This is a genomic window from Amycolatopsis sp. DSM 110486, from assembly GCF_019468465.1.
Classification (GTDB): Bacteria; Actinomycetota; Actinomycetes; order Mycobacteriales; family Pseudonocardiaceae; genus Amycolatopsis.
Genome location: NZ_CP080519.1, coordinates 5206128 through 5222793 on the forward strand (window position 1 = coordinate 5206128; position 16666 = coordinate 5222793).

General features: G+C 69.5%; 17 protein-coding genes. 8 read left to right on the forward strand and 9 right to left on the reverse strand.

All coding sequences use genetic code 11. From position 1 onward, the window contains the following. Positions 1 to 218: 218 nt before the first annotated feature. A complete protein-coding gene (locus tag K1T34_RS25395; RefSeq protein WP_220246677.1) occupies positions 219 to 3305 on the reverse strand; it encodes a BTAD domain-containing putative transcriptional regulator in 3087 nt (1028 codons plus the stop codon). Positions 3306 to 3742: 437 nt separating this feature from the next. Here K1T34_RS25395 and K1T34_RS25400 point away from each other — a divergent pair, with 437 nt between their 5' ends. From K1T34_RS25400 to K1T34_RS25410, 3 genes are all read left to right on the forward strand, one after another. Beyond that, complete coding sequence (locus K1T34_RS25400) at positions 3743 to 4348, forward strand: hypothetical protein (protein WP_220246678.1); 606 nt, start codon at positions 3743 to 3745, stop codon at positions 4346 to 4348. Between the two features lie 71 nt (positions 4349 to 4419). Further along, complete coding sequence (locus tag K1T34_RS25405) at positions 4420 to 4977, forward strand: hypothetical protein (RefSeq protein ID WP_220246679.1); 558 nt, start codon at positions 4420 to 4422, stop codon at positions 4975 to 4977. Further along, entirely contained in the window at positions 4974 to 5960 is a 987-nt protein-coding gene (locus tag K1T34_RS25410) for a hypothetical protein (RefSeq protein WP_220246680.1), read from the forward strand. The genes K1T34_RS25405 and K1T34_RS25410 overlap by 4 nt, the downstream gene beginning before the upstream one ends. A 10-nt stretch (positions 5961 to 5970) precedes the next feature. Here K1T34_RS25410 and K1T34_RS25415 read toward each other — a convergent pair whose 3' ends face one another. From K1T34_RS25415 to K1T34_RS25425, 3 genes are read right to left on the reverse strand one after another with little or no spacing between them, the layout of a single operon-like run. Continuing rightward, a complete protein-coding gene (locus tag K1T34_RS25415) occupies positions 5971 to 6375 on the reverse strand; it encodes a VOC family protein (protein ID WP_220246681.1) in 405 nt (134 codons plus the stop codon). A gap of 9 nt (positions 6376 to 6384) precedes the next feature. After that, positions 6385 to 6834, reverse strand: a complete 450-nt coding sequence (locus K1T34_RS25420) for a helix-turn-helix transcriptional regulator (protein ID WP_255638701.1) — start codon at positions 6832 to 6834, stop codon at positions 6385 to 6387. 19 nt (positions 6835 to 6853) lie between these two features. Then, entirely contained in the window at positions 6854 to 7375 is a 522-nt protein-coding gene (locus K1T34_RS25425) for a GNAT family N-acetyltransferase (protein ID WP_220246683.1), read from the reverse strand. Positions 7376 to 7418: 43 nt separating this feature from the next. Here K1T34_RS25425 and K1T34_RS25430 point away from each other — a divergent pair, with 43 nt between their 5' ends. After that, positions 7419 to 7973 carry an XRE family transcriptional regulator gene (locus K1T34_RS25430; protein WP_220246684.1) on the forward strand — a complete coding sequence of 185 codons (555 nt, stop codon included), beginning with the start codon at positions 7419 to 7421 and terminating at the stop codon, positions 7971 to 7973. Between the two features lie 41 nt (positions 7974 to 8014). After that, entirely contained in the window at positions 8015 to 8635 is a 621-nt protein-coding gene (locus tag K1T34_RS25435; RefSeq protein ID WP_220246685.1) for a hypothetical protein, read from the forward strand. 90 nt (positions 8636 to 8725) lie between these two features. Here the strand turns inward: K1T34_RS25435 and K1T34_RS25440 are convergent, their stop codons facing one another. The 4 genes from K1T34_RS25440 to K1T34_RS25455 form a co-directional block, all read right to left on the reverse strand. Next, positions 8726 to 9712: an LLM class F420-dependent oxidoreductase gene (locus K1T34_RS25440; RefSeq protein ID WP_220246686.1), complete on the reverse strand. Its 987-nt coding sequence runs from the start codon at positions 9710 to 9712 to the stop codon at positions 8726 to 8728. A gap of 54 nt (positions 9713 to 9766) precedes the next feature. Further along, positions 9767 to 11353 carry a non-homologous end-joining DNA ligase gene (gene ligD, locus K1T34_RS25445; protein ID WP_220246687.1) on the reverse strand — a complete coding sequence of 529 codons (1587 nt, stop codon included), beginning with the start codon at positions 11351 to 11353 and terminating at the stop codon, positions 9767 to 9769. A 37-nt stretch (positions 11354 to 11390) separates the two neighbouring features. Continuing rightward, positions 11391 to 13127 carry a cytochrome c oxidase subunit I gene (gene ctaD, locus K1T34_RS25450; protein WP_220246688.1) on the reverse strand — a complete coding sequence of 579 codons (1737 nt, stop codon included), beginning with the start codon at positions 13125 to 13127 and terminating at the stop codon, positions 11391 to 11393. Positions 13128 to 13219: 92 nt separating this feature from the next. Next, positions 13220 to 13744 (reverse strand): MarR family winged helix-turn-helix transcriptional regulator, encoded by a 525-nt coding sequence (locus tag K1T34_RS25455; RefSeq protein WP_220246689.1) that lies wholly within the window; start codon positions 13742 to 13744, stop codon positions 13220 to 13222. A gap of 84 nt (positions 13745 to 13828) precedes the next feature. Between K1T34_RS25455 and K1T34_RS25460 the strand changes: the two genes are divergently transcribed. Both K1T34_RS25460 and K1T34_RS25465 read left to right on the forward strand, forming a co-directional pair. Further along, positions 13829 to 14470 (forward strand): FMN-dependent NADH-azoreductase, encoded by a 642-nt coding sequence (locus tag K1T34_RS25460; RefSeq protein ID WP_220246690.1) that lies wholly within the window; start codon positions 13829 to 13831, stop codon positions 14468 to 14470. A 140-nt stretch (positions 14471 to 14610) separates the two neighbouring features. Then, on the forward strand, positions 14611 to 15087 hold the full coding sequence (locus K1T34_RS25465; RefSeq protein WP_220246691.1) for an MEKHLA domain-containing protein: 477 nt from the start codon (positions 14611 to 14613) through the stop codon (positions 15085 to 15087). A 294-nt stretch (positions 15088 to 15381) separates the two neighbouring features. Here the strand turns inward: K1T34_RS25465 and K1T34_RS25470 are convergent, their stop codons facing one another. After that, positions 15382 to 15912, reverse strand: a complete 531-nt coding sequence (locus K1T34_RS25470) for a GNAT family N-acetyltransferase (RefSeq protein ID WP_220246692.1) — start codon at positions 15910 to 15912, stop codon at positions 15382 to 15384. Between the two features lie 152 nt (positions 15913 to 16064). Here K1T34_RS25470 and K1T34_RS25475 point away from each other — a divergent pair, with 152 nt between their 5' ends. Further along, positions 16065 to 16664, forward strand: coding sequence for a hypothetical protein (locus K1T34_RS25475; RefSeq protein WP_220246693.1), 600 nt, complete (start codon positions 16065 to 16067; stop codon positions 16662 to 16664). The last annotated feature ends 2 nt before the right edge of the window (positions 16665 to 16666 follow it).

Below are 16666 nucleotides of genomic sequence, written 5' to 3' on the forward strand. Positions count from 1 at the left end.
GTCAAGGCGGGAAAGAGTACCTTGACAAGCTACCCCGAGCCGTGTGGTTTCACCTTCGTCGGGGGCCGGCCGGGGAAAGGTCGGGGGATTGGTTGGGGAGATCCTGGGTTGGGTGCACCCGCTGTCTGTCGATAGATGGCGTATCTGGCGGAAAGTGGGTGCCTGGCCGTCGGTGGAGGGTTATTGCAGGTTCGTGTGGCGACCGGCGAGCCTGGGTGCTACTCGAGAACCGAGGTGACCATGGTGTCCAAGACATCCATGCTCATCGGTTCCACATCATCCACATTGATCAAGTGGCCCAACCGCACTGCGTCGGGTGAGCTGTGGTCTGGGCCGCCGCTCAGTTCGTAGGCTGTCTTCAGTAGGTGTGCCGCGTGTTCCGGCTGGCCGATGCGAAGGGCGTGATCTGCAATCCCCACAACCACTTGTGATAAATACATCGCGTCGCCGGCTGTGGTGGTCAGGTCGAAGGCGGCGCGGCGGCGGGTTGCGGCCTCGGCGAGATGGCCGTTGTCGGCGTTCACGAATGCGCGTGACTGAGTCATCATTGCTTGGAAGAGGGGATGCAAGGGCAGGTGCTGGACCAAGCTCTCGGCCCGGTCAAAGAACCTCACCGCAGCGCCGGAGTCTCCGCGCCACCGGGCCAGGTCGCCCTTGGCCTGAGCGAGGCCGGCGAGTGCGTCCGGAGAAACTACTACCGCAGCATCACGGTCGGCGGCGGCGAGGGCGGCGTCGGCAGAAGCGGGGTCGCCCATCAGCCAGAAGAGTTGGGCTTGGCGGCCCCAGATGTACAGGACGTCTTCTAGCGTGCCGATTTCCGTGACGACGTCGATGGCTTCGGAGTAGTGGTCGACGGCTCGGTGGAGTTCGCCGTTGCGGGCGATGAGTTCGGCGAGGCTGCTCAGGGCCAGGGAGCGGCCCCAGCGTTCGCCGGTGAGGCGGAACAAGCGCACGGATTCTTCGAGGTCGGCTTCGGTGGCGGCGCGGCCGTGGCTGGTGTTGAACTGCAGGCGGGCGCGGGTGAGGCGGGCGTGGGCGCGGAGCCAGGGGTCTTCGTCGGCCAGGAGGGTGTCCAAAGTGTCCAGACGTGGGGGTGCGCCGGTTGGGGTGCCGGACAACAGTTGTTCGAGCGGGGCCATGAAGCGGAGGGCCGGGTGGGCGCGCGGGCCGCCGTCCGTCAGTTCCATGGCGGTGTGGATCCAGGACTCGGCGGAGCGGTCGTCGGCCAAACCGGCTGTGGAGAAGAGGACGCAGAGGGCGTTGGCGGAGGCGCGGTCTTCGTTGTCCACCTCGCCGGGGACGGCGAGGGCGGCGACGATCAGTTCCATGCCTTCGGCGCGGTGGCCGCCCAGGAGCCAATACCAGCCGGAGGCGACGACGAGGCGGATCGCCGTGGCTGCGTCGCCTGCGGTGATGGCGGAACGGACGGCGGAGGTGAGGTTGCCGTGGTCAGCGGTGAGGCGGGCGAGCCATTCGAGCTGTTCGGCGCGGCGCAGGTGGGGATCGGCGGCTTCGGCGAGCTGGGCGAACCAGGTGGCGTGGGCGCGTCGCAACAGTTCGGGTTCGGCGGCTTCGGTGAGGCGCTCCAGGGCGTAGGCCTTGATGGTTTCGAGCATGGTGTAGCGCGGTTCGGGCGTGTCCGAAACGACGAGGAGAGACTTGTCGACAAGGGCTGTGAGCAGGTCAGGAGCATCCTCGGTGCCGCAGACCGCAGCGGCTGCTTCGGAGGTGGCGCCGCCGGAGAAGACGGCGAGGCGGCGCAGCAGGGTGCGCTCGGCGTCGGACAGGAGTTCCCAGCTCCAATCGACGACTGCGCGCAGGGTGCGGTGCCGGGGGAGCGCTGTGCGGCTGCCGGCGGTCAGGAGACGGAAGCGGTCGTCGAGGCGGGCGGCCAGTTGGGCGATGGTGAGGGAGCGCAGGCGCGCGGCGGCCAGTTCGACGGCGAGGGGCATGCCGTCGAGGGCGCGGCAGATGCGGGTGACGGCGTCGACGGTCGACGCGCTCACCTCGAAGCCCGGGCGCACCGCCGCGGCGCGGTCCGCGAGGAGGCGCACGGAAGCGCAGGCCATGGCGTCGGCGACGGTCGCGTCCTGCGGTGGCAGGGCGAGCGGCTCCACCGGCCACAAGGCTTCCCCCGTGACGGCGAGCGGTTCGCGGCTCGTCGCGACGATGCGCAGGCGGGGGCATTCGCCGAGAAGCCGTTCGGCCAGCTCGGCGGCGGCGTCGATGACGTGCTCGCAGTTGTCGAGCACCAGCAGCGCTTCGCGGCCACGCAGGGCGCCGACGGCCCGGTCGACGGGCGTGCCGCCGGCGGTCAGGCCGAGCTGGCCCTGTTCGCGCAGGCCGAGGGTGGTGAGGACGGTCTGGGCGACGTCGGCGCCGTCGGTGATCGGGGCGAGTTCGACGAGCCAGACGTCGCCGCGCGTGCGATCGAGGAGCGTGCGGGCGGTTTCGGTGGCCAGGCGCGTTTTCCCGGCGCCGCCCGGCCCGGTCAGCGTGGTGAGGCGGTATTCGGCGACGAGCTTGGCGACCTGGGCGACGTCGGCGTCGCGGCCGACGAAGCTCGTGAGGCCGGCCCGCAGGTTGTTGCGCGGCTCGTCGTGACTGTCCACAGGGGAATCGCGCAGGATTGCCGTGTGCAGCGCGGAAAGCTGCGCCGACGGGTCCGTGCCGAGCTCTTCCGCGAGGGCTTTGCGGACGCGTTCGTAGACCGTCAGCGCGTCGGCAGGCCGCCCGGCGGCACGCAGGGCGCGCATGAGCGCGGCGGCGAGGCGTTCGCGTAACGGGTGTTCCGACAAGAGCGTGGTGAGCTCCGCGACCAGCTCCTCGCCGCCGCCCAACCGCAGCGCCGCCTCGGCGTGGTCCTCCGCCGCGCCCAACCGCAGCTCGGTGAGCCGGGCGAGCGGGGCTTGGAAATAAGTGCTGTCGGCTTGACCGGGACCCCGCCACAGATCCAGCGCCTGCCGCAGCAGCGTGACGGTCTCCGCATCGCCCACCTGCCGCGCCTTCGCGACCAGTTCCTCGAACCGCGCCGCGTCCACACTCGCCGACAGCCGGTACCCCGTGGGCGTCGACTCCAGCGTCACCCCGGCCTTGCGCAGCCGCGAAACGAGCGCCTGCAACGCGTTGCTAGTCGCCGGCGGGTGCTCGCCCCACACCGCGTCGACCAGCCGAGCCGCCGACACTTCCCGGCCGGGCTCCAGCGCCAGCGCACTGAGCAGCGCCCGCAGCCGCGCGCCCGCGACCTCGACGGGCGCGCCGTCGTCCGTCCGGACCTCCAGAGGGCCGAGCAAGCTGATCCGCACCGCTCGATTCTGCCCGGTCCACGGCGGCGGCACCTCGGGGAGATCCCCGGAGTTCAACCGCGCGTTGCGCCTTGCCGCGCGGAATCGCTCGGACGGCGGTGAACGGTTGTCGATTAGCGGGATGCGCTGGTGATTCGGCCCTGGAGAACTCGCCCAGCAGCCCCGGTTTTGCCGCTCAACGGAGGGCTGAACGGAAGTTGTCCACACCCACCCCGAGTTGTGGACAACTTCGCCCTCCGACTGGGTTGGCCACGGGTTTTGTCGGGGGTGGCCGATAGACTGGACAAGGGCACGCCCCCCAGGGAGGGCGGGGGTCTGTCTGGCGGCGGAGGGGGCACTGAGGGGCAAAGTTCGGCGGCTGGGTGCTGCGCCAGCCTCGGCGAGAATTACGCTCGCGATGTGGGTAACTTACGTTCGGTGAGCTTCCGAGGACGACGATGAGTTACCCGCCGCAGCCGGGTGGGCCGTATCCGCAGCAGCCCTACCCCCAGCAGCCGTACCCGCAACAACAGCCCTACCCGTCCCAGCAGCAGCCCTACCCGCAGCAGCCATACCCGCAGCAACAGTGGGCCCAACCCGGCTACCCACCACCCGGCTACCCGCCGCAGCCCAAGAAGCGGAGCCTCCTCTGGCTCTGGATCACCCTCGGCGTGGTCGTGGTGCTGGCGGCCGGCGCCGCGATCACGGGCTTCGTCGCACCCGGGTTCTTCCTGAACAAGAACCACCCGGTCGGCGCCGCCGGCACTCTGCCTGAGCCGCAGTTGATGAACGAGCTTCTCGGCAAGCTCAATGCCCACGACCTCGCCGGAGCCGCCGCGTATGTGTGCGAGTCGGCGGACGAGAGTCCGGCCTCGCTGGTGCACGGGCATTTCGCGGACCCGAACGTGGGGCACTACCGCGTCCGGGAGGTCGAGCCGCTGCACGAGATCACGCAGTTCGTAGACGTCGACTCGGACTTTCCCGGAAACCCGACGCCCTACCGCGCCACGTTCACGCTGCGGCAGGGGCCCGACGGCGGGTTCTGCCTCTTCGGCGTCATCTGACCGGCGGCGACACTCCACGGCAAGCCGCGTCGTTCCCGGAGGTTGGCGCGGTTCGTACCTACAGTGGCCGGGTGACTACGCCAGCGCAGCACAAGCGCGAGCAGGCGACGGCGCGCGTCGCCCGGGTGCAGGAGACCATGCGGGCGCGGCTGGGTGCCCTGCCGGAAGCCGGGGATGAGCGGACGCGTGCCCTCGACAGCCTGGTCGACGCGGCGGAGGACCTGCTGCGCACGGAGCACGAGGTGGAGATCGCGACCGAGCAGGTGCGCGCGGCGAAGCTGGAGGCGCGGCGGACCGGCGCGCAGCGGCTGTCGCTGTACCTGGCGGCGGCGCCCGTCGCGGTGGGGATGGTGGCGGGCGCGCTGATGCTGTTCGGCGGTATCAGCGCGGTGTGGATCCTGTTCGCGCTGCCGCTGCTCGGCGCCGGCCTGCGGATCGCGCTCGGGTCGCTCGGGCCGACGCCGCTGATGGTCGACCGGCGGCTGCGCGCCGCGTACACGGGGGCGGCCGCGGCGGGGCTCACGGCCGCGTCGCTGCTGGTCCCGGGCGCCGTGCAGACGATCCTGGTGGTGCTCGCCGCGGTCGCGACCGCGGTCACCGTCGTGTTCCTGGTGCAGGAGGTCCGATGACCTACTCCGAGTACTACCCCGACACCGAGTACTACCCCGAAGGCGAGGAGGAAACGGACAGCGAGTTCGACGCGCTGTCCGAAACCGTCGACGGCATGCAGGAAACCGTCGTCGACCTCGAGTCGCGCACCGGGCGCGAGCTGACGGAGCTTCGCGAGTCGTTCGAGTCCTTCTCCGACGCCCAGGTCCGCCACGAGTCCCGCCTCGACCTCGCCACGCGCCAGCTCGAACGGCTGCGCCAGCGCCTGCAGTTGCTCGAACGCGCGGTGCGTGTGTCGGAGAAGGTGCCGGTGGTGGACCTCGACGACGTCGGCCCCGCGTTGCGCAAGCTCGCCGCCGATGCCGAACGTCGCCACGCGCTGGCCGCGCAGCTGATGACGGCCAACCAGCGCCGTCCGTACGAAGAGGACATCGCGCGGCTGCCGCAGGCGCGCGAAGCGTTGGCAGAGAGCGAAAACGCGCTCATCAACGTGCTCGCCATCCTCGCGGCCACCCAGCACGGCGACGAAAACCGCGGTAGCGCCGAGTCACGACTGTCCGAAGTGGTCGCCCGTCGCCGCGGTGTCCTCGATCGTCAGCTGCCCGCCGCGGTCAAGGACGCCGAGGCCGCGCAGCAGGTGCTCGACGCCGACGACGTCACGCGCACCCGCGTGCTGCCCCAGATCGAGAAGTCCGAACGCGACTGGGAAGAGCTGCACTCCAAGCTGCGCGAGCGCATCACCGACGCGATCGGCTCCAGCGCGTTGTTGCCCGTGTGGTTCACGCACGCGTTCGGCGTCGCCCCGCCGTCCGGTGCGGCGGGGGACCGGTGGATCCGCGCGGCGACGTCGGCGCTGGCGTACCGCGTGACCCACGGCGTGGCCGACCAGGCGCTGCCGCTGGGCGAGCCCCCGGCCGACGACACCGACTGGACCCAGCCTCAGTGGTCCTGGCGCGCCCGGCTCGAGCAGGACATCGAGGACCTCGACATCAGTGGAGACTGACCGGGCCTGACTAGGCCTGGGCGATCCGCACGAGGTTCCCCGCCGGGTCGCGCACGGCGGCGTCGCGCACGCCCCAGAACTGGTCGGCCGGCTCCTGCAGCACCTCGGCGCCGGGCGCGGCGGCGACCTTGGCGAACGTCTCGTCGAGGTTGTCCGTGCGCAGGTTGATCGCGCCGAGCTCCCCCTTGGCGAGCAGCGCGGCCACGGTGTCGCCGTCGGCCTTGGACCGGCCGGCGTGCGGCTGCGACAGCACGATCTCGATCTCAGGCTGGGTGTCGGTGGTGAGGGTGACCCAGCGGAAGCCGTCGTTGGCGACCTCGTTGCGCACCTTGAAGCCCAGCGTGTCTCTGTAGAACGCGACGGCCGCGTCGGGATCGTCGACGATCACGTGCACGGCGGCGATGGAAACAGTCATGCCGTGAGGTTATGCGGACGCGCCGACGGACGCTTCTCCAAAACTGCTCTGCCGCGGCGCGCCGCCGGTCTTGCGCGGCCGCGTCGCCACCATCGTCTGGCACGGCGGCACTGCGGCGACGTGCTCGTGGTCGCGCGCGCGGTAGGCCGAGGGCGTATCGCCGACGAGCTCCGTGAACCGAGCCGAAAACGACCCGAGGCTCGTACACCCGACGGCGAAGCACGCTTCGGTGACGGTGAGACCATTGCGCAGCAGCGTCTTGGCGCGTTCGATGCGGCGGGTCATCAGGTAGGAGTACGGCGTCTCCGAGTACGCCTCGCGGAAGCGGCGGCTGAAGTGCGCCGTCGACATCAGCGCCGTGCGGGCGAGCGCGGGCACGTCGAGGGGTTCGGCGTACTCGCGGTCCATCCGGTCACGGGCCCGGCGCAGTCTGCGCAGCTCGTCGAGGTCGGCGCTCATGGGCTCCATTCTGCACTGCTCAGCGTGGTTCCTCCGGCGATTGGTCCGAATCGGGCACGAGCGAGCGCTGCGCCCACGCCACGTCCCGCCACGCTCCGTGTTTCCACCCGATGCGCCGGTACGTGCCCACGGGCTCGAACCCCAGCGCCGTGTGCAGGCCGACGCTGGGCTCGTTCGGCAGCGTCATCCCCGCGACGGCCGTCCGGAACCCGCGCTCCGCGAGGCGTGCGAAGAGCGCTTCGTACAGCGCGCGGCCGCCACCCGTGCGTCGCCGCCCCAGCTCCAGGTACACGCTCACCTCGCACGACCAGCGGTACGCGGCGCGCTCCTTGAACGGTCCGCCGTACGCGTACCCGGCCACGCGCCCGTCGATCTCCAGCACCAGCCACGCGTGCGTCTTCGCGGCGCGCCTGATGCGCTCCGCCATTTCCGCGCCGGTCGGCGGCTCCGTCTCGAACGTGATCGTCGTGTCGCGCACGTATGGCGCGTAGATCTCCGCGCACGCTTCGGCGTCGCGATCGTCGGCGTCTCGGATCAGCATGGTTCACTATAGTAGCGGCTATTGGCTGTTATAGTGTCATCTTGTGACGGACCCCCTGTCAGCCTCCCTGGCCTCGACCCTGCGCGACGCCCGCCTCGCCCACGACCTCTCCGCCGGCACCCTGGCCGAACGCTCGGGCGTCTCGCGCGCCATGATCGGCAAAATCGAACGCGGCGAGGCCCAACCCACGGCGGTGCTGCTGAGCCGGCTCGCGTCCGCGTTGGGCCTGACCTTGTCGGAACTCGTCGCGCGCGCCGAGGCCGGCTCCGACCGTCGCCTCATGCGGCTTTCGGACCAACCGACGTGGACCGACCCGGTCACGGGGTATGTGCGCCGCGCTGTCTCACCGCCGGGTTCCACGGAACTCGTCGAGGTCTCCCTGCCGGCCGGTGCTTCGGTCGGCTTTCCGGCGGATTCTTATGCGTTCGCGGACCACCTGATCTGGGTCTTGTCGGGCCACCTCCGCTTCGTCGAGGGCTCCACGGTGCACGAACTCGACGCGGGGGATTGCCTGCAGTTGGGCCGCCCGGCGCCGTGCACCTATGTGAACCCGACTCCGGACGTTTGCCGCTATCTGGTGGTGCTGACGAAACGCTGATCGCCGCTTCACCGGTAAGGTCTGCGTTCTTGGGGGGACACATGACCGACTCTTTGACCCGACGGCCCGTCGGCGCGGGCGAAGCCCTCGCCGTCGCCGGTGGCCTGGTATCCGGCGCCTTCGCGGCCTTCGCGTATTACAACGCCGGCCTCCGCCTCCTCGCGCACGCCTTCGTCCTGTGGATCGCGCTGGTGGTCGCCGTCTCCGCCGGCCGCGGGCCGCGCCGTGCGTACGTCCGCACCGTCGCCGCCCTCCTGCCGGCCGTGGTGGCGTTCTACGTGGGCAAGAAAGTCATGTACGGCCTCAAATACCCGGGCATGCCCTACTCGATCGACACCCAGACCGTGGTGCTGTGGTGTTTCCTGGCCGTCCTCGCAGGCGCCCTCGGCCTGGCCTTCCGCTTCGTCGGCGCCCCCACCCGTGCCGGCACCCTCGCCACGGCCGCCGCCGTGGGCCTCCTCCTCGCGGACGCCGCCCGCGAATGGCCTCACCTCGGCTCCGTCGCCTTGGCGGTGGCGACTCTGCTCGCTCTCGGTGTGGTGCTGGGGCTAGGGGTGCGTTCGCTGCGGCAGCTGGGGTTTGTGGCTTTGTGGGTGGTGCCGTTTGCCTTGGTTGCCACGGTGTTGGTGGCGCTTCCCGACGTTCTGGAGTCTCTGCTCTGACTTCCTGCAGCGCTTCGCGTCTGGCTTACCGAACTGCCAACAAAAGCCGGCCGGCACCCCGAACAGGCACCGGCCGGCAAACGACAAATTTCAGACCAGCTCCGGAATCACCTTGGACGCATAAAGCTCGAGGCCCGACCGGTCATACGCCGCCTCCACGAAGTAGGAGATCGCGTACGTCATCCCGAGATCCTCCATCTCCTTCAGCCGCTCCACGATCTGCTCCGGCGTGCCCACCAGCGGGCCGTTCTCGAAGCTGGTGACGGTGGACTCCAGCACATCCGCCGGCAGATACCGCTCGTAGTGCGAACGGATCCACGCCAGCCGGTCCTGCACGTCCTTCTCGGTTTCGCCGATCACGACGTTGTAGTTGGCCGAGCGGACGATCGAACCGAAGTCCGTGCCGAGTTCCTTGCAGTGGCCCTCCAGCACCGACGACTTGTGCTTGAAGCCCTCGACGTCGCCGACGAAGTTGGTGTACTGGGCGTACTTCGCAGCCGTGCGCAGGGTCTTCTTCTCGCCGCCGCCGGCGATCCACAGGGGGATTCCGCCGTCCTGCAAGGGAAGGGGGCGGGAGATGGCGCCGTCGACCTGGTAGTGCTTGCCGTCGAGGGTGGCTTTGCCCTCGGTCCAGAGCTGGCGCATGATCTCGACGCCCTCGTCGAGCATGCCGAGGCGCTCGCCGGCGCTGGGGAAGCCGTAGCCGTACGCGCGCCACTCGTGCTCGTACCAGCCGCCGCCGATGCCCATCTCCACGCGGCCGCCGGAGATCACGTCGATGGTGGCCGCGACCTTCGCGAGGTACGCGGGGTTGCGGTACGCCATGCAGGTGCACATCTGCCCCAGCCGCACGCGCGAAGTCGCGGCGCCGTAGGCCGCCATGAGGCTCCACGCCTCGTGGGTGGCTTCGTCGCTCGGCACGGGCACGGTGTGGAAGTGGTCGTAGACCCAGATCGACTCGAACGGTCCCGCGTCGGCGAAGCGGGCGAGGTCGAGCATCGTGGTCCAGTGGTCGGCCGGGTCGATATCGACGAGGTCGTGACGCCAGCCCTGGGGAACGAACATTCCGAATCGCATGGGCACGACCCTAGGCCTGGAGCGCACTCCAGGTGCTGCTGAACCGGTGATAACTCACAGTTTCGGCAGCTGCTGCTCCACCCCCAGCAACGTCGCGAACGGATCGCCGACGGTCTCGACTCGTTCGAGGACTGTCCGAATCGTCCAGTGGTCGGGAGTGAGAATTGGATCGTCGAGCTCTTCCCATCGCAGCGGCACGGAAACTGGCGCACCCGGCCGCGGGCGGATGCTGTAGGGCGCGACGAGCGTTTTGTTCAGCACGTTCTGCGTGTAGTCCAGCCGTGCCTTGCCCCCGCGGCGGTCCTTGTGCCACGCCCAGCTCACCAAATCGGGCAGCGTGCGCCCGATCGTCTTCGACACGGTCTCGGCCCACTTGCGCGTTTCCGCATACGTGTAGCGCGGTTCCACCGGCACCCACACCTGGATCCCGCGCTGTCCCGTGACTTTCGGCAGCCCGACGAGCCCGAGGTGCTCCAAAGCGGTGCGGTGCAAGCGCGCGAGGGCGAGCACGTCGTCGAACGACGTCTCCGGGCCGGGGTCGATGTCGAACAACGTCCACGTGGGGTGCTCGACGTCCTCGATCCGCGACGTCCACGCGTGCAGCTCGAGCGCGCCGAAGTTCGCCAGCCACGCCAGGTCGGCGACGCCTTCGGGCACGAGGTACTGCTGCACGTCGTCGGGATCGGCTTCCTCGTAGTGCCAGCGGTGCAGCCACTTCGGCGCGTGGTCGGGCACTTCCTTGTGCCAGAAGCCGGGTTTCTCGATGCCGCCGGGGAACCGGTGTGTGTTGAGCGCGCGGTTGGCGAGGTAGGGCAGCATCGTCGGGCCGATGCGCGTGTAGTACCGGATGAGCTCGCGTTTGGTGATCGGGTCCTCACCGTCACGGCCGGGGACGAGCACCTTGTCGAGGTTGGTCAGCGCCAGCTTCTGTCCGGCGACCGCCCAGCTGCCGCGCGTGTCGAGCTCGTCGAGCGCTTTCAGCTCCGAGGAAGACGCGGGGGTGAACTCGGGCGCGAGCCGCACCTCCGCCTCGGCCGCGGGCAGGTCGCTGCGCCAGAGCGCGGGGGGAGCGGCCTTGATCTCGTCGTTGGTGAGGCCGCTCTTCACGGACTGCGGGTGGTCTTCGGCGTCCCAGCCGGCGGTGGCGTGGTCGTCTTGCTTGTGCAGCAGCAGCCACTGCTTCCCGTCGCCGTCGCGGCTGGGGTGGATGAGCACGAAGCGGCCGGCGAGCTTCTCGCCGAACAGGTCGAAGTGCAGGTTGCCGTCGGCGAGCGCCTGCTCGGGATCGTCGGTGTCGACGGGCTCCCAGGTGCCGCGGTCCCACACGATCACGTCGCCGCCGCCGTACTCGCCGTGCGGGATCACGCCCTCGAAATCGGCGTATTCGAGCGGGTGGTCCTCCACGTGCACGGCCATGCGCCGCACCTTCGGGTCGAGCGTCGGGCCCTTCGGCACGGCCCAGCTGATGAGCACGCCGCCCAGCTCCAGGCGCAGGTCGTAGTGCCGGCGGCGGGCGCGGTGGCGCTGCACGACGAAGCGGTTTCCCGGCGTGGTGGCCGCGTCGCCGCCCGCGGGCTCGGCGGTGCGCTGGAAGTCGCGCATCTCGCGGTACTTCTCGAGCCGCTCCGCCGCAGAGTCCATGATCCGCCCTCCTCAAGGCAGCGTAGGACACTTTCGATCAGCGGTCCTCCTCGTTCGCCGCCGCGGACTCGCTCGCGAGCGCCCGGTGGCGCCCGCCGCGGCGCACGTGGCCCTCCTCGCGCAGGCGCTCCACCATGTGCGGGTAGTGCAGCTCGAACGCCGGCCGTTCGGAACGGATGCGGGGCAGCTCGAGGAAGTTGTGCCGCGGCGGTGGGCACGTCGTCGCCCACTCCAGCGAGTTGCCGAAGCCCCACGGATCGTCGGTGTCGACGCGAGCGCCGAAGCGGTAGCTCTTCACCACGTTCCAGATGAAGGGCAGCACCGAGGCGCCCAGGATGAACGACCCGATCGTGGAGATGGTGTGCATGAGGGTGAACCCGTCGGTGGGCAGGTAGTCGGCGTAGCGGCGCGGCATGCCGGCGTCGCCGAGCCAGTGCTGGATCAGGAACGTGGTGTGGAAGCCGATGAACGTCGTCCAGAAGTGCCACTTGGCCAGCGGCTCTTCGAGCATGCGGCCGGTGATCTTGGGGAACCAGAAGTAGATGCCGGCGAACGTGGCGAACACGATCGTCCCGAACAGCACGTAGTGGAAGTGGGCGACGACGAAGTAGCTGTCGTGCACGTGGAAATCGAGCGCGGGCGCGGCGAGGATGACGCCGGTGAGCCCGCCGAGCAGGAACGTGACGAGGAAGCCGATCGACCACAGCATCGGCGACTCGAACGTCAGCTGCCCCTTCCACATCGTGCCGATCCAGTTGAAGAACTTGATCCCCGTGGGCACGGCGATGAGGAAGGTCATGAACGAGAAGAACGGCAGCAGCACGGCGCCGGTCGCGAACATGTGGTGTGCCCAGACGGTCGCGGACAGGCCGGTGATCGCGATCGTCGCGAACACCATCGTCCGGTAGCCGAAGAGCGGTTTCCGGCTGAAGACGGGAATGATCTCCGTGACGATGCCGAAGTACGGCAGCGCGACGATGTAGACCTCCGGGTGCCCGAAGAACCAGAACAGGTGCTGCCACAGGATGGCGCCGCCGTTGGCCGGATCGAAGACGTGTGCACCGATGTGTCTGTCGGCGAGCAGCCCGAACAGTGCGGCCGTGAGGATCGGGAACGCGAGCAGGATCAGCACGGCGGTGAGCAGGATGTTCCAGGTGAAGATGGGCATCCGCCACATCGTCATGCCGGGGCAGCGCAACGTGACGATCGTCGTCACCATGTTCACTGCGCCCAGGATCGTGCCGAGCCCCGAGATGATCAGCCCGGTGATCCACAGGTCGCCGCCGATGCCCGGCGAGTGGATGGCGTTGGACAGCGGCGTGTACGCGGTCCAGCCGAAGTCGGGCGGGCCGCCGGGCGTGAGGTAGCTGCTGATCACGATCAGCCCGCCGAACAGGTACAGCCAGTAGGAGAACGCGTTCAGCCGCGGGAACGCCACGTCGGGCGACCCGATCTGCAGCGGCACGATGAAGTTGGCGAAGCCGAAGAGGTTCGGGGTCGCGTACAGCAGCAGCATGATCGTGCCGTGCATGGTGAACAGCTGGTTGTACTGCTCAGGTGACAGGAACTGCATGCCGGGCTGGGCGAGCTCCGCGCGCATCAGCAGCGCGGTGAGGCCGCCGACGAGGAAGAACGCGAACGACGTCGAGAGGTAGAGGACACCGATCGTCTTGTGGTCCGTCGTGCGGGCGATCTTCAGGATCTGCCCGCCCTTCGGCCCGCGCCACGCCGGTCGCAGCGGAACCGGAACGGGCCTGGTCACGGTGTCGGCCATCGATCCTCCCCTCAGGGCGTACCCATTGTGGGCCGCGATCACGAGGAGGGGGTGGGGCCGGTTTTTCAACGCGCTTTCCGGTGCGCCGCGGGCTACCTCTGCAGCGGCTGATCGTCCTCCGCGACGCAGGCCTGCACGTGGGTGCGGACGGTGTCGTCGGCGGCGACGCAGGCTTCGACCTCCGTGGTGGCGGTGGCCTGCTGGAGGAGGCTGTAGAGCTGTTCGCGCTGCTCGACGCTCAGGGCGCAGAGCACCTCGTCCTCGACGGCGGCCATGGCGAACTCGGCCTTGGCCAGCTTCTTCGCCCCGACGTCGGTGAGCTCCACCACGTGCCGGCGGCGGTCCTCGGGGGAGCGGCGGCGCTCGATGAGGTTGTCGGCCTCGAGGTCGTTGAGCAGGCCGACGAGGTTGGTGCTGTCGATGCCGAGGGTGGCGGCCAGGGCCTGCTGGGTGCTGCTGCCGTGGTCGCGCAGCACGGTGAGCGTGAGCAGGTGGCGGGGGCGCAGGTTCATGGGCGTCAACACCGATTCCGCCCGCGTCCGCACGCGCCGCGAGAGATGGTCGAGCAGTGCGCCGCACCGGTGGGGCGGCTGGTTGACGACCGGGAGCGAGGCCATGAGTCCAGTATACGAGAACTCACGAGTCGTCCATGTGCTATAAATGATTTGTCCTACACAAACTATCCATGGACGGCGAACGAGATGCCTCATCTTCTCCACATCGACTCCAGCATCAACGGCGACCGCTCGGTCAGCCGAGCGCTCAGCGCCCGCGCTGCCGCCGCGTGGCGGGCCGCCCACCCCGACGGCACCGTCACCTACCGCGACCTGGGCGCCAACCCGGTCCCGCACTTCGACGCCGCGTCCGGTCTCGCCCGCCTCGTGCCTGCCGAGCAGCGCACGCCGGAGCAGAACGAGTCGTGGAAGCTCACCGAGGAGCTCGTCGGCGAGGTCCGCGAGGCGTCCACGGTGCTGCTCGGCCTGCCCCTGTACAACTACGGCGCCCCGAGCGTCGTGAAGGCCTGGGTCGACCACCTGATCGCCCCCGGTCTCGCCTTCGACCCGGCCACGGGCACCGGCCTGCTCGACGGCCGCGAGTTCCTCGTCCTCGCCTCCCGCGGCGGTGGCTACGGCGAGGGCACCCCGCGCTTCGGCTGGGACCACGCCGAATCCTGGCTCCCGCACGGCCTGGCGATCACCGGCATCGAGCCGCGGTTCATCGCCGCGGAGCTGACGCTGGCGGACACCAACCCGGCGATGGCCGACCTGCGCGATCTGGCGGCCGAGAGCATGGCGGCGGCGGAGCGGGAGATCGACGAGCTCTGGACTCCGGTCAACGCGTAGTCCATCGGGCTCTTGGGTCGGACGGCTCGCCACGGTCCCGAGGGGAGGCCGTGGCGAGTTTTCTTCGGTCCGGAGTCCATAGTGGACCTGGCGATCACCCGTGGTGCGACGGTCTTTGGCGGCGGGCGTACCTTGATGCCATGTCGCAGGGTACTGGGTTGTCCGACTTCGGGTCGTCACCGCTGGACGCCGCTTTCGCCCGGCTGCTCGTGGACAGCTACCGCCGCGTAGTCGGCAAACCGCTGATCGACGCCAGGTCGGACGCCGCCCGCCACCTCTACGAGGACGCCCCCTTCGGCCTCCTGGCCCACGACACCGCCGACGACCCCCGCTTCACCTACGCCAACCTCGTCGCCCAGCACGCGTTCGAACTCGGCTGGACCGAGTTCCGCGGCTTGCCCTCACGCCTCTCCGCCGAGCCGGACCGGCAGGAGGACCGTGACGCCCTCGTCGAGGCCGTCACCACCCACGGCTTCGTCAGCGGCTACCGCGGCCGGCGCATCGCCAAGTCGGGCCGTCGCTTCTGGATCGAAGACGTGACGATGTGGAACCTCGTCGACGACACCGGTGTGAAACAGGGACAGGCAGCCATTTTCGCGCGCTATACGGCTGCCTGACCCTGCTTCTCGGTCCGTCCTGTCCGCCCGCTCGTTGACGCTTTTTCCTTGCTGTTCGCCCGGAATTCACCGGCGCGAGCGTGGGAGGGCTTGCCCCGGCGGTTGCCGCGCGGGAACGCCGCCGCGCTGTTCGGCTGGCGCGCGGGAACGCTGCCGCGCTGTCGGACCGGCATGCGGGAGCACTGCCGCCCCTTCGGCGTGGCGCAGGCACATCAGCGCGTTGCCACTCTGTCTGGTGGGCGCGTCTGTTGGATGGGCGCGTCTGTCGGGTGGGCGCGCGCGAGCGCCGGCCCGCTAGATGATGTCGCTGTGGCGGATGCGGTACACCTGCAGCCGCAGGTCGTAGTACTTCGACGTTTCGCCGACCCACTGCATGCCGAGGCGCTTGGCCGTCGCGATGGCGCGCGTGTTGGAGGGCCGCGCCACGGCGAAGAGCTCCTCGGTGTCCTGCGTGAACGCCCACTCGATCAGCGCCCGCGCCGATTCCGTCGCGTAACCCTTGCCCCAGGCGTCCGGGTGTAGCTGCCAGCTCAGCTCCAGGTCCTCCTGGAACGGCGGCAGCAGCCGGATCCCGAGCCCGCCCACGACGGCACCGTCCGACGTGCGTGCCACGGCCCAGCGCCCGCGCGGCGGGGCCAGGTTCGGCTGGGCTTCCTGCCACGCTTGCAGCACCGAGCGCATCGCCGCGACGTCGGTGACGCGGTCCATCGCGGGCGTCAGCCAGTGAGTGACCTCGTCCGTGCCGTAGATGCGGAACGCGGCGTCGGCGTCGTCGATCGACCAGTCCCGGATCACGAGGCGGTCGGTGGCCAGAGGCATGTCCATGGATGAACGGTACGCCGAAACGACCCTCCACCGGCGGGTGATCCGTGGCACCCGTCGCGACCCGTGGGGCATTGGCCCTCGGGACTTCGTCCTAGTGGCCTCCTGACTCCATCGTCATAGCTTCCTCACAACCTCCTGCCACGCTCACAAACGTGCGTTCATCCATCTCCTTCTTCGTCGCCGGCGCCGCGTTCGTCCTGCTCAGCGCCTGCTCCGGCTCGCCTGCTGCCCCGCAGGTCGCCACGCTCGACACGGGCAGCGCGTCCGCAGGCGCCCCCGCCTCGTCGTCGGCCACCACGACCGACTCCGACGCCGGACGCCCGCAACTGCGCCTCGACAGCTCCCCCGAGGAGACACAGTCCTACTGGGACGCCTACGACTCCTGCCTCCGCACCAACGGCCACGCCGTCCTCGATGGACGGCACTCCGGCCCCGTCGGCGACCCGAACAGCCCGCCCGCCCTCGACATGAACGACGACAGCCCCCAGTCGAAGAAAGCCGAGGAGGCCTGCAAAGGAAAGCTGCCGCTGCAGCCGCCCGAGCTTTCCCCGCGGACCAACCCGAAGTTCAACGACCAGTTCCACGACATGGTCAAGTGCATGACCGACAAGGGCGCCCACGTGCACGTGGCCCCCGACACCAGCGTCGACGCCGACGGCCTCACCTGGCAGATCGACGACGGCTCGTCCGACACCTACGACAACCTCGACAAGCTCGCCGACCAGTGCCAGAAGCAGGCGTTCGCGAAGTAGGT

What these genes read in the sequence shown, in the direction of transcription:
- K1T34_RS25400 (WP_220246678.1), top strand. Translation starts at nt 3,743, where the DNA reads ATGAGTTACCCGCCGCAGCCGGGTGGGCCGTATCCGCAGCAGCCCTAC.
- K1T34_RS25410 (WP_220246680.1), top strand. Translation starts at nt 4,974, where the DNA reads ATGACCTACTCCGAGTACTACCCCGACACCGAGTACTACCCCGAAGGC.
- K1T34_RS25415 (WP_220246681.1), bottom strand. Translation starts at nt 6,375, where the DNA reads ATGACTGTTTCCATCGCCGCCGTGCACGTGATCGTCGACGATCCCGAC.
- K1T34_RS25420 (WP_255638701.1), bottom strand. Translation starts at nt 6,834, where the DNA reads ATGAGCGCCGACCTCGACGAGCTGCGCAGACTGCGCCGGGCCCGTGAC.
- K1T34_RS25425 (WP_220246683.1), bottom strand. Translation starts at nt 7,375, where the DNA reads ATGCTGATCCGAGACGCCGACGATCGCGACGCCGAAGCGTGCGCGGAG.
- K1T34_RS25435 (WP_220246685.1), top strand. Translation starts at nt 8,015, where the DNA reads ATGACCGACTCTTTGACCCGACGGCCCGTCGGCGCGGGCGAAGCCCTC.
- K1T34_RS25440 (WP_220246686.1), bottom strand. Translation starts at nt 9,712, where the DNA reads ATGCGATTCGGAATGTTCGTTCCCCAGGGCTGGCGTCACGACCTCGTC.
- ligD (WP_220246687.1), bottom strand. Translation starts at nt 11,353, where the DNA reads ATGGACTCTGCGGCGGAGCGGCTCGAGAAGTACCGCGAGATGCGCGAC.
- ctaD (WP_220246688.1), bottom strand. Translation starts at nt 13,127, where the DNA reads ATGGCCGACACCGTGACCAGGCCCGTTCCGGTTCCGCTGCGACCGGCG.
- K1T34_RS25455 (WP_220246689.1), bottom strand. Translation starts at nt 13,744, where the DNA reads ATGGCCTCGCTCCCGGTCGTCAACCAGCCGCCCCACCGGTGCGGCGCA.
- K1T34_RS25460 (WP_220246690.1), top strand. Translation starts at nt 13,829, where the DNA reads ATGCCTCATCTTCTCCACATCGACTCCAGCATCAACGGCGACCGCTCG.
- K1T34_RS25465 (WP_220246691.1), top strand. Translation starts at nt 14,611, where the DNA reads ATGTCGCAGGGTACTGGGTTGTCCGACTTCGGGTCGTCACCGCTGGAC.
- K1T34_RS25470 (WP_220246692.1), bottom strand. Translation starts at nt 15,912, where the DNA reads ATGGACATGCCTCTGGCCACCGACCGCCTCGTGATCCGGGACTGGTCG.